The organism is Tenacibaculum soleae (assembly GCF_030549005.1).
Classification (GTDB): Bacteria; Bacteroidota; Bacteroidia; order Flavobacteriales; family Flavobacteriaceae; genus Polaribacter; species Polaribacter soleae.
In genome coordinates this window covers 246,489-259,641 of sequence record NZ_JAUOSW010000002.1, presented here as the reverse complement: position 1 = coordinate 259,641, position 13,153 = coordinate 246,489, and the positions used below count along the sequence as shown (strand labels likewise).

Below are 13,153 nucleotides of genomic sequence, written 5' to 3'. Positions count from 1 at the left end.
AACTTTTATTTTTCTCGCTATGAAAAAAATCATTTTTTTATTATTAATTTTATTTCCTTCAATCATTCTCTCTCAAGACGGTGGTACTACTTGTGACACTTCTGAGCCTATGTGTTCGGATAATAATGGTGTAAAAATATTTAACAATACAACAAACACTTCTGGTACTGGTAATATTGCTTGTTTATATACAACCCCTAACCCTTCTTGGTTTTATATTAAAGTGGAATCAACCGGAAATTTAGAGTTTGAAATTATTCAATCTACCGATTTTGATGCAAGTGGTAACCCTATAGGATCTGCTCTTGATGTTGATTTTGCAGCTTGGGGACCTTTTTCTACTTCAGATTCTAACTGTACAACCTTAGCTAAAGAATGTTTAGATAGTAGTGGAAATTCAATACCGTGTCCTGATAATGTTTTCTCTCCTGTTTTTTACACTAATAATTTAGATAACACCAATATTATTGATTGTAGTTATTCTGGTTCTGGTAGAGAAAACTTTACCATTACTAATGCGCAAGCAGGTGAGTTTTACATTTTATTAATAACAAACTTTGATAATGGTACAGGTAAAATTAAACTAGAACAAACTAATTATGCTGGAATTGGTGCTGGAACAACTGATTGCTCAATTGTTTCTGGAGAGCTAGGTCCTGATCAAGATATTTGTGATGGAACTACTGTTACTTTAGATGGTACCCCTACCGTTGGAACCGTTACTAATTATGAATGGCAAGTAGATACTGGTAGCGGATTTACAACAATTACTGGAGAAAACAATGCTACTTTAAGTATTAACAACAATCTTTCAGGAACATACAAAAGTATAATTACTGATAATTTAGGTAATAAAGCTACTGACGATGTTGTTATTAATTTTTTACCACTTCCAATAACAACCAATATTACCTTAAATCAATGCGATACCGATACTGATTTAAGCACAAATATTAACCTAACTTTAGCAGAGACAAATATCTCAACCAATCATATAAATGAAACTTTTAAATATTACCCTACTAAAAATGACGCTATAAACGATACAGCCGAAATAACCAACCAAACAAATCATCCTGTTACTGATGGAGATATTATTTGGGTTAGAACAATTTCTGATAAAGGCTGTTCTCAAATATCTGAAATAAAAATTACGGTAGGTTATCAAGCCGATGTTATTTATCCTAAAGAATTTGCTAATTGTGATGATTATTTAGATGCTGATGGAAATAATACTGCTAGCAATAGTGATACTGACGGAATTACCAATTTTGACTTAAGCTCTGTTGAACCTGACATCAAAGCTACTTTCCCTGCTGCTAATAGAGCCAACTTAACGGTTTTAATTTTTGAAACCATAGCTGATAGAGACGCTGTAACTAACAATATAACTAATATTTCTAATTACCGTAATAAAAATATACCTGCAACCACCCCACAATCATTATATGTTAAAATAATTGATAAAACAAACAACAATTGTGAAGGCTTGGGAAGCTTTACTATTGAAGTAAAGCCAATACCTGTTGCTAATAATGTTGCAAATTTTGAGTATTGTGATGACTTTGCTAGTGGAACCTATAATGATGGTAAAAACATTGATATCAATTTAAGAGATAGTGTTAATAATATTTTAGGAACTTCACAAGCACCATCAGATTACACCGTTACTTTTCATACTAGCCCTACTGATGCTAATTCTGGAAATGCTCCCATTTCAAATGATACCAATTATACAAATCAAACAAGAGATATAGAAACCATTTATGTTCGTGTTGAGAATAATGATACCGGATGTTTTAATGACCACCTAACTTTTGACATCATTATAAATCCTTTACCAGTTATAACAAACCCTATTCCTGACCTAGAAATTTGTGATGTTATAACATCAGGTGATGGCGATTCTAGAAATAGAATTGTGCAAAATATTAATTTATCTGAAAGAGATATCGATGTTCTTAATGGTAGAGACCCTGCCTTATTTGAAATTACATATCACAGAACTAACCAAGATGCTATTGATGGAGTGTCGCCTCTCAATAAAACAAATTACACTAACGATCCTGCACACACAAACTTTCCTGCTGATTTTTCAACTGACGCACCAGCAACTGAATTAATTTATATTAGTATTCTTAACAAAAACACCAATTGTAGATATGGTATTGCTACTTTACAATTAGTGATATATCCTGAACCTCTTATTCCTTTAAATATCACAAATTATACAGATTGTGATAATAAATCAGACTCTTTTTTAGATGATGCTAACGGAATAAACGGAGATATTACACTTAAAAATAAAACAACAGAAATACTTGTAAACTATCCTACAAGCGAACACAGTAATTTTACCGTTACCTTTCATGAAAATTTATCGGATGTTGAGTCGGGAGCAAACCCACTTGATGAAAACAAATATGAAAATACTGCAAACAATCAAACGATATATGTTAGGGTTAAAAATGATAAAACTTCATGTGTTAATAACAATTTAACTTTTAACATCATCATAAATCCGTTGCCAGATTTCATAGTATATAGTCCTGTTATTGTATGTTTAAATAATCCTCAAACAAGATTAGAACCTATAAATCCTAATGCTACTTATAGTTATGAATGGACACTAAAAGGCAACCCTACTGTTTTAAGTACCAATGCTTTTTATGACGTTACAGTAGGCGGAACCTATGTTGTTACCGCAACTATGCAAGACGGAACTAGTTGTAAAAGAAGTAGAGAAATTGTAGTAAATGAATCTATAAACCCAACTTTAACAAATGATGATATTGTTATTGTTGACGACACAAATAATAGTGGATTAGATAATTATTCAATTAAAATAATTACTGAAAATCAAAATTTAGGAATTGGTGATTACGAGTTTGCTATTACTGATGAAGATAACAATATAACAGGTTTTCAAGACGAACCTTTATTTGATAACATTTCAGGAGGTTTTTATACTGTTTTTGTTAGAGATAAAAATGGATGTCAGCCCGATGCCACTATAGAAATATCAGTTATTGAATATCCTAAATTTTTAACCCCAAACGGAGATGGAAAAAATGATACTTGGAAAATTAAAGGAGCTAATTCTAGTTTTTATCCTTCAAGTAACATTACAATTGTTGATCGATATGGTAAAATTGTAGCTATTATTCCTATTGATAATCAGGGGTGGAATGGAACCTATAAAGGCAAATTGTTACCATCTAATGATTACTGGTTTAAAATTTATTTAGTTGACCGAAAAGGTAAAATTCACCAACATCAAGGGCATTTTTCTCTTTTAAGAAAATAAGTGCAACATTATTTTTAATGACTCACACAAAACCTAATGAATATTTTTCGTTAGGTTTTTTTATGATAAATTATCAAAAATAATTGTACAACTCTTTTTAATTTTTAATAATTCATGATATTTACTCCAATAAAATATCGTAAAATTTATAATTATCACAATTAAACCATAAGTAAAATCTCAACAAATCATCAATAGTATATCAATAAAACTATCCGTATTTTTGTTGTATGGACTTTGAATTACACTCAGATTTTAAACCTACCGGCGATCAGCCTACAGCAATAAAACAATTAGTAAACGGACTAGATTCCAACGAGAAACACCAAACATTATTGGGTGTTACTGGTTCTGGTAAAACCTTTACGGTTGCCAATGTTGTTGCCGAAGTAAATCGCCCTACCTTGGTATTGGCACATAACAAAACATTAGCTGCTCAATTATATTCTGAGTTTAAGCAATTTTTCCCGAACAATGCTGTAGAGTATTTTGTTTCTTATTATGATTACTACCAACCAGAAGCCTATATTCCTGTTACGGGTACTTTTATCGAAAAAGATTTATCTATAAATGATGAAATAGAACGCTTACGAATTAGTACTTCTTCTTCCCTACTTTCGGGACGTAGAGATATTATTGTAATTGCATCAGTTTCTTGTTTGTACGGTATCGGAAATCCGAATGAGTTTAAGAAAAATGTAATTCCGATTGAAGTAGATCAGCAAATTTCACGCACAAAATTCTTACACCAATTGGTTACCAGTTTGTATTCTAGAACTGAAACCGAAATAAAAAGCGGAACTTTTAGAGTAAAAGGTGATGTTGTTACTATTTATCCGTCCTACGGAGATAGCGGTTATCGTGTGCATTTTTTTGGTGATGAAATTGAAGAAATTGAAACTTTTAATATAGAGAACAACCAAATAATTGAAAAATTAACCGAACTAACTATTTATCCTGCAAACCTGTTTGTTACCTCGCCTGATGTATTGCAAAATGCAATTCATAAAATACAGGAAGACATGGTAAAACAGGTTGATTATTTTAAAGAAATTGGTAAACATCTAGAAGCCAAACGATTGTTAGAACGTACCGAATTCGATTTAGAAATGATTCGTGAATTAGGTTACTGCTCGGGTATCGAAAATTATTCTCGTTATTTAGATGGTCGAGATCCCGGTACGCGTCCGTTCTGTTTGTTAGATTATTTCCCAGAAGATTATTTAATGGTGATTGACGAAAGCCACGTTACCATTCCGCAAACACATGCTATGTATGGTGGTGACAGAAGTAGAAAGGAGAATTTAGTAGAATACGGATTCCGTTTACCTGCGGCAATGGATAATCGACCGTTAAAATTTGATGAATTTGAATTGTTACAAAACCAAGTAATTTATGTTTCTGCAACGCCTGCTGATTATGAACTACAAAAAACTGAAGGTGTTTTTGTAGAGCAAGTAATTCGCCCTACCGGATTATTAGATCCTGTAATAGAAGTGCGACCAAGTTTAAATCAGATTGATGATTTAATAGAAGAAATTCAAATTCGTGTAGAAAAAGATGAACGTACTTTGGTTACCACTTTAACCAAACGAATGGCAGAAGAATTGGCTAAATATTTAACCAGAATACAGGTTCGCTGTCGTTATATACATTCGGATGTTGATACTTTAGAGCGTGTGCAAATAATGCAAGATTTACGTAAAGGTATATTTGATGTTTTAATTGGTGTAAACCTACTTCGTGAAGGATTGGATTTACCTGAAGTATCGCTAGTGGCTATTTTAGATGCCGATAAAGAAGGTTTTTTACGTAGCCATCGATCTATTACACAAACTGTTGGTAGAGCCGCAAGAAATGTAAACGGACTCGCCATCTTATATGCTGATAAAGTTACCAACAGTATGCAACAAACTATGGACGAAACCAACCGTAGGCGTGAAAAACAAATTAACTACAATACTAAAAACGGAATTACACCTACACAAATAAATAAAAAATTAGACAATACACTTTCTAAAGATACCACAGCTACCTATCAGTATGACAATGCTATACAAAAAGCTGCTGAACAAGATTTAGAATACTTACCAAAAGAAGAAATAGAAAAACGTATTCGTGCCAAACGTAAACAAATGGAAGAAGCTGCCAAAAGTTTAGATTTTATGATTGCCGCACAATTGCGTGATGAAATTGCAGTTTTAAGGAAGAGTTTGTAGAAATATTTGGATTGATTCTTAAAGTAAAATCAAGTAACTTCGTAATTGAACGATATCCATCATTGAAATAATGGATATCTTAACATTTAGACAAAATTAACTAATTAAAAATGAAAATGAAAAAACAACTCTTATTCCTTTTAATAACTATTTTAAGTTTTAATTGTTATTCACAGATTTCTTTTGAGAAAGGATATTACATTGATAACAGTAATCAAAAAACCAATTGTTTAATCAAAAATATTGATTGGAAAAATAATCCAACTCAATTTGAATATAAACTATCCGAAAATAGCGAATCGAAAAAAAAAACTATAGAATCAATTAAAGAATTTGGTATTAATAATATTTCAAAATACGTCAGGAGCATTGTAAATATTGATAGGTCCAGTGAGGATATCAAAAAATTAAGTTATGATAGAAACCCTATATTTAAAGAAGAGAAACTTTTTTTAAAAGTATTAATTGAAGGTAAAGCAAACTTGTATCTATTAGAAGATGGAAATTTGAGAAGATTCTTTTTTAACAAAGAAAATTCGGCTATTGAACAATTAATTTTCAAATCCTACAAAACTCCGAATAATCAAATTGGTAAGAATAATAGGTTTAAGAATCAACTTTGGAATAACCTAAAATGTCCAAATTTGAAAATAAACAAAGTTGAAAATCTAAGTTATCAAAAAAATGACATAGTTGATTTTTTTGTAGAATATAACGAATGTAACGGTGAAAAAAACACCAATTATGAAGAAAAACAGAAAAAAGACTTATTTAATTTAAGTATTCGACCTGGTTTTAATAATTCTTCTCTTTCAGTTCAAAATAGTATTTATAGTTCTAGAGATACAGATTTTGATAATGAGTTCGGGTTTCGATTTGGTATTGAGGCAGAATTTATTATGCCTTTTAATAAAAATAAATGGTCATTAATAATCGAGCCAACTTATCAATATTATAAGTCGGAAAAAGAAACAAGAAATCGTAATGTTAAAGCTGACTATAAATCAATTGAAATACCCGTTGGTATAAGGCATTATTTTTTTTTAAATGAGAACTCAAAAATGTTCGTTAATGGTTCATTCATTTTTGATTTCAGTAATAATTCCATTGTTGATTATAGTATTGGAACAGATTTAGAAATCAAAACAAGAAATAACTTCGCATTTGGTATAGGTTATAGGTATAATGATAAGTATAGTCTGGAATTGAGATATCAAACAAGTAGGGAAGTTTTAAGTGATTATATTGCTTGGAGTTCTGATTATAATACATTTTCAGTAATATTTGGGTATTCCTTTTTTTAAAAAACACACCATAATACTTTATAAAATTAATTACTAATCTAACCTTAGGAAAGTTTTTAAGAACTTTTGATATGTGATTTATTTGCTAAATTACATACTACACATAACAAATCTTAAAAATAATAACCAACAAAAAAACCTCACTTTAAAAGTGAGGTTTTTTTCTAAATATATTTAACTAAAAACTAATTTTTTACGCTCCTAAAACTTCAGCAACTTTATCTGCAGCTTCTTGAAACTCAGTAGCAGAAATAATTTCCATTCCGCTATTATCAATTAATTCTTTTGCTTCTTTAGCATTTGTTCCTTGTAAACGACAAATAATAGGCACATTAATTTTGTCTCCCATGTTTTTGTACGCATCTACAACACCTTGAGCAACACGATCACAACGAACGATTCCTCCAAAAATGTTTACTAAAATTGCTTTTACGTTAGGATCTTTTAAGATGATTCCGAAAGCAGTTTCAACACGTTGTGCATCTGCAGTACCACCAACATCTAAAAAGTTAGCTGGGTCACCACCTGCCTGCTTAATTAAATCCATAGTTCCCATTGCTAAACCAGCTCCGTTTACCATACATCCAACATTACCATCTAAATCTACATAGTTTAAACCAGCAGCTTTTGCTTCTACTTCAATAGGATTTTCTTCACGAATATCACGCATTGCGGCATAATCTTTATGACGGTATAAAGCATTTTCATCTAAAGTAACTTTAGCATCAACAGCCATTATTTTATCATCAGATGTTTTTAACACTGGGTTAATTTCAAACATTGCTGAATCTGACTTGATGTAAGCAGTATACAATGCCGTAGCAAATTTTACCATTTCTTTTAATGCTCCTCCGCTTAAACCTAGGTTGAAAGCAATTTTACGTGCTTGAAAAGGCATTAATCCTAAAGCTGGATCAATTTCTTCTGTAAAAATTAAGTGAGGTGTTTCTTCAGCTACCGTTTCAATATCCATACCACCTTCTGTAGAATACATAATCATATTTCTACCAGTTGCACGGTTTAATAAAACCGACATATAAAATTCACTTGGTTCAGAGTCACCAGGATAATATACATCTTCAGCAATTAAAACCTGATTTACTAATTTTCCTTCTGCAGATGTTTGAGGAGTAATTAACATCATTCCTAAAATATCATTAGAAATACTTTTTACCTCATCCAAGTTTTTAGCCAACTTAACACCACCTCCTTTTCCACGACCACCTGCGTGTACTTGAGCTTTTATTACGTGCCAACCTGTACCTGTTTCTTCTGTTAATTTCTTTGCTGCTTCAACAGCTTCTTCTGGTGTATTTGCAACAATTCCGCGTTGAATACGAACTCCAAAACTGTTTAATATTTCTTTACCTTGATATTCGTGTAAGTTCATTAGATATGAATTTTTAAAGTCGAACAAAAATACAAATTCAATTTATAATACCTTACTATTTAGCATAATTATTACAATTTTTATTTTCTCATTAATTTAACATTTTAACCGTAACAAAGCTTTTTTTAACATGTCTTTACAGTAATTAACACTATTTTATGATTTAAAAGTTGATTTCATAAATATTTTTGCATTCTGCTATACTATCTAAACAACTATGTATAAAATTAATAACTTACTAATCGCTATTCTATTTATTTATAAAGGAGTTAGTGCACAAGAAATTAACCAAACAAGAAAAAAAATTAACGCTACTCGCATAGAGTATTCCCCTAAAATAGATGGTGTTATAGATGAAGCCGCATGGAAAAATGTTCCTATTGCAAAAGATTTTGTAATGATGCGCCCCGATAATGGAAAACCAGAACCTGTTACACATAAAACTGAGGTCAAATTCACCTACGATGATGATGCAATTTATATTGCAGCTTTAATGCACACACCTAACGGAAGTAAAGTACCTGCTGAATTTACAAATAGAGATAGATTTGGAAACTCTGATTTTTTTATGCTAATGATAAATCCTAATGATGATGGGCAAAACCCCACCATGTTTATTGTTACTGCCTCAGGAGTTCAATTAGACGCTAAAGTATCTAACAATGGTAATAATGAAGATTATAACTGGAGTGCAGTTTGGGATAGTAGTGTTAAAATTAACAAGAAAAACTGGGTGGTAGAAATGAAAATTCCATACAGAGCTTTACGCTTCGCAAACGAATCTGTACAAGACTGGGGAATTAATTATCATAGAGATATTCGTAATTTGAATGCTCGTTATACTTGGAATCATATTGACAACACACAAGGTACTTGGACGCAATACGATGGATTAGTAAAAAAATTAAAAAATATTACACCACCTACTCGTTTAAATTTTTATCCTTATGCTTCAGCTACCACAACTACTTTTGAAGGAAAAACTGATTTTAACTGGAGTGTAGGAATGGATGTAAAATACGGTATTACCGAAAACTTTACTTTAGACGCTACTTTAATTCCTGATTTTAGTCAAGTAGCTTTTGATAATGTTACCCTAAATTTAGGACCTTTTGAACAACAGTTTTCAGAGCAACGTCAATTTTTTACAGAAGGAACAGAGCTTTTTACAAAAGGACGCTTGTTTTACTCTCGTAGAATTGGAAACAGCCCTATTGATCAGTTTGCAAGCGAACGCGAAAACGACGATGCTTTTATTAATAACAAAAAAGTAAATGACGAAATTATTGATGCTCCTGAAAAAGTGCAAATGTTAAATGCCATTAAAATTTCGGGGAGAACAAAAGGTGGTTTAGGTATTGGTTTTTTTAACGCTATAACAGAGAAGACTGAAGCAACTGTAGAAAGAACTGAAAAAACAATCATTGGACTAGATACTATTACTAATACAAGTACTTATAAAACTACGGTAAATCCTTTTTCTAACTATAATATATTAGTATTAGACCAACAGTTTAATAAAAACTCATCTGTAACATTAATTAACACAAACGTTACTCGTGATGGCAGGTTTAGAGATGCTAATGTTACCGGATTACTATGGCATGTAGAGGATAAAAAAAGTACTTATAATGTTGACGGTTCTTTTAAAATGAGTGCTATATCTGATGATATAGACAACCCTAATACTGGATATACATTTGATACCAGTATTGGTAAACATGCTGGTAATTGGCGTGGAGAAATTGGTTATAATTTCGAAAACAAAGATTACAACCCTAATGATATGGGTATTTTATTTAGCAATAACGAACAAACTATTTATGGTTTTGCTGCATACCACCAACTAAATCCGATAGGAATTTTTAATAATTACAGAATAAGTACTTCCTATAACATTAATTTTTTACACAACCCAGGTACATATACAGGCACTAATGCTAGCTTATCTTTTAGCGCACAAACAACCAAACGCTTTGGTTTTGGTGGAAATATAAATTTTAATTCTGAAAGAAAAGACTTTTTTGAAGCTCGTGAAGGAAGTACAAGTGGTATTTATTTTAAAAGACCTCAAAGAATAAACATCAACCATTGGGGCTCTACTGATTATCGAAAAAAGTTCGCCATTGATTATGATTGGTACTACAATTTTTTTAAAAACAACCCTAAAGAAGGCTATGGATTTAAAATAGCTCCAAGATATCGTTTCAACAATCAATTTTCTTTAGTTTATGATTTTAGATTTAATAAAACAAATAATGATCAAGGTTTTGTTAATAAGATAGATACTGATGACGTAAATGATAACAATGCTTTAGCTCCTCTTTTAAACGAAATCGTTTTTGGGCAAAGAGATTGGACTACTTACAATAATTCATTAACAGGTAAATATAGTTTTAATGCCAAATCTTCATTATCACTTTCTTTTCGCCATAATTGGAGTAAAGTTCCGTACGAATCTCAATTTTATAGCCTAGATAAAAATAATGGGGAATTAATAGCTAATAATTATCAAGAAATTCATGATAAAAATTTTAATCGTTGGAATGTAGATTTAAACTACGTGTGGCAATTTGCTCCAGGTAGTCAAATAATTGCATTTTATAGAAACGCTATTTTTAATTCAAATGACCAAGCGCGTCATAATTTTGCTAACAATTTAGATCAACTTTTTAAAGAAGCTAACCAGCATACATTTTCAGTCCGGCTTGTTTATTTTGTTGATTATAACAATTTAAAAAATATTTTTTAAGAAGAAAAAACACTTAAAATTTAAAATCAGATATACTTTAAAAGTGTATCTGATTTCTTTTTTATACATTCGTTACACAGAATATAAAACTATGATTGTTGCTAAAAATATCCATAAATGCTATGGAGATGTTGAAATTTTAAAAGGAGTTAATCTTCATATAAAAAAAGGAGAAATTGTTGCTATTGTTGGGCCATCTGGAGCTGGAAAAACTACCTTACTTCAAATTTTAGGAACCTTAGATAAGGCTGAAAAAAAACAAAACTCCCAACTACTTATTAATAACATTTCTACAAACAATTTAATTGATAAAAAAGTTTCTTCTTTTAGAAACAAACACATCGGTTTTATATTTCAATTTCATCAATTACTTCCTGAATTTACAGCGTTAGAAAACGTATGTATCCCTGCTTTTATTGGTGGTAAATCAAAAAATGAAACTGAAAAAAAGGCAAAAGAACTACTTCATTTTCTTGGTTTATCTCACAGAGAAAACCATAAACCAAATGAGCTTTCGGGAGGTGAACAACAACGTGTTGCAGTAGCCAGAGCCTTAATAAACAAACCTGATGTTATTTTTGCTGATGAACCTTCTGGTAATTTAGATTCAACAGCGGCAGCAAACCTACATAAATTGTTTTTCGAATTGCGTGATAAATTTGGACATACTTTTGTGCTGGTTACTCATAACAAAGAATTGGCAAACATGGCAGATCGTACTTTAACAATGAAGGACGGAATTATAGTAGAATAATAGTAACCTTTAACCAACAACAAGTTAACAAATTAATTAAAACACTTTAGGTTAAAATTCTGATTATAAATAACAGCTATCATTTTCAGTTTTTATGCTATTAATCCTTAAGTATAGTCGAAAAGATTACCACTATGTCTTTTTTGTTTTTATTAGTTTTGATTTCAATATAAGTTAATTATGAATAAAACTGAACTTAAAGAATTTCTTGAAGAAAAGGTTCTAAAATATAATAATCCAGATTTTATTGAAAGTGATCCTATCCAAATTCCGCATCAATTCTCTTTAAAAGAAGATATTGAAATAGCAGGTTTTTTAGCCGCTACCATAGCTTGGGGAAATCGGAAAATGATTATACGAAACTCCTTAAAAATGGTCGATTTGCTTGGTAATTCACCCTATGATTTTGTAATGAATCATTCCGAAGATGATTTGACTAATTTTGATGGATTTGTCCACCGTACTTTTAACGCAGATGATTTTAAATTTTTTATAAAATCACTTAAAAACATCTATCAAAATCACAACGGATTAGAAGCCGTTTTATTAACAAAAGACACAGATAATTATAAATTAGCAATTCATAATTTCAAACAAATATTTTTTGAAATACAACATCAACAAAGAACCTTAAAACATGTTTCAGATCCTTTAAAAGGCTCAGCTTCAAAAAGAATTAACATGTTTCTTCGCTGGATGGTTAGAAACGATAATACTGGAGTAGATTTAGGCATATGGAAAACCCACAATCCTGCACATTTACACTGTCCGTTAGATGTACACTCAGGAAATGTTGCTCGTAAACTAGGTATTTTAAACCGAAAACAAAACGACTGGAAATCATTATCGGAGTTAGACATTACCTTACGTGAGTTTGATGTTAAAGACCCTGTTAAATACGACTTTGCCTTATTTGGCTTAGGAGTTTTTGAAAAATTTTAACAATGCAAACCTTTACACACTACTTTTTACATTTTGGTTTCCCTTTAATAATAGCCTATTTTTTTTACAACAAAAGTTGGAAAAAAGTATATCTAATCCTAGTAGCAACTATGCTGGTAGATTTAGATCATTTATTAGCTAATCCAATATTTCAAGCAAACAGGTGTAGCTTCGGTTTTCACCTTCTACACACCTATTACGCTATGCTTGGTTACTTAATTTTACTCTTTTTTAAAAAGCCCTATAACATTATCGGCATCGGGCTTTTACTACACATGCTAACCGATTTAATAGACTGTTTATTTATGTATAACCAATGTAAACCATGCTATTTAAACACCCCAGCAGAACCCATTTTAAAACTAATAACAAGCCTATTTTAAAATAATTTGAAGCTATTTCCCGCTTTTCGCACTCGCTTTTTTTTGAAGAAAAATCAAAAAAAGAGCTCAAACAAATGCTTCAATCAGGGCTAAAAACCTATG

At 31.0% G+C, this 13,153-nt stretch carries 8 protein-coding genes; 7 read left to right on the top strand and 1 reads right to left on the bottom strand.

Features of this window, described 5'->3' with window-relative positions:
• Window positions 1–19 precede the first annotated feature (19 nt).
• From Q4586_RS03575 to Q4586_RS03565, 3 genes are all read left to right on the top strand, one after another.
• Entirely contained in the window at window positions 20–3,307 is a 3,288-nt protein-coding gene (locus Q4586_RS03575) for a T9SS type B sorting domain-containing protein (protein ID WP_303526365.1), read from the top strand.
• A gap of 230 nt (window positions 3,308–3,537) precedes the next feature.
• The gene (gene uvrB, locus Q4586_RS03570) at window positions 3,538–5,526 is read left to right on the top strand and encodes an excinuclease ABC subunit UvrB (RefSeq protein ID WP_303526362.1); all 1,989 of its coding nucleotides are present in this window, start codon (window positions 3,538–3,540) and stop codon (window positions 5,524–5,526) included.
• A 116-nt stretch (window positions 5,527–5,642) separates the two neighbouring features.
• A complete protein-coding gene (locus Q4586_RS03565; RefSeq protein WP_068704817.1) occupies window positions 5,643–6,830 on the top strand; it encodes a putative outer membrane beta-barrel protein in 1,188 nt (395 codons plus the stop codon).
• Between the two features lie 193 nt (window positions 6,831–7,023).
• Here the strand turns inward: Q4586_RS03565 and sucC are convergent, their stop codons facing one another.
• A complete protein-coding gene (gene sucC, locus Q4586_RS03560) occupies window positions 7,024–8,220 on the bottom strand; it encodes an ADP-forming succinate--CoA ligase subunit beta (RefSeq protein WP_068704350.1) in 1,197 nt (398 codons plus the stop codon).
• 217 nt (window positions 8,221–8,437) lie between these two features.
• Between sucC and Q4586_RS03555 the strand changes: the two genes are divergently transcribed.
• The 4 genes from Q4586_RS03555 (at window position 8,438) to Q4586_RS03540 (ending at window position 13,051) form a co-directional block, all read left to right on the top strand.
• Window positions 8,438–10,972 carry a DUF5916 domain-containing protein gene (locus Q4586_RS03555; RefSeq protein WP_303526357.1) on the top strand — a complete coding sequence of 845 codons (2,535 nt, stop codon included), beginning with the start codon at window positions 8,438–8,440 and terminating at the stop codon, window positions 10,970–10,972.
• A gap of 91 nt (window positions 10,973–11,063) precedes the next feature.
• Window positions 11,064–11,726 carry an ABC transporter ATP-binding protein gene (locus tag Q4586_RS03550; RefSeq protein ID WP_303526354.1) on the top strand — a complete coding sequence of 221 codons (663 nt, stop codon included), beginning with the start codon at window positions 11,064–11,066 and terminating at the stop codon, window positions 11,724–11,726.
• Window positions 11,727–11,906: 180 nt separating this feature from the next.
• Window positions 11,907–12,668 carry a TIGR02757 family protein gene (locus Q4586_RS03545; protein ID WP_303526351.1) on the top strand — a complete coding sequence of 254 codons (762 nt, stop codon included), beginning with the start codon at window positions 11,907–11,909 and terminating at the stop codon, window positions 12,666–12,668.
• A gap of 2 nt (window positions 12,669–12,670) precedes the next feature.
• Window positions 12,671–13,051 (top strand): DUF6122 family protein, encoded by a 381-nt coding sequence (locus Q4586_RS03540; RefSeq protein ID WP_303526349.1) that lies wholly within the window; start codon window positions 12,671–12,673, stop codon window positions 13,049–13,051.
• Window positions 13,052–13,153: the final 102 nt, after the last annotated feature.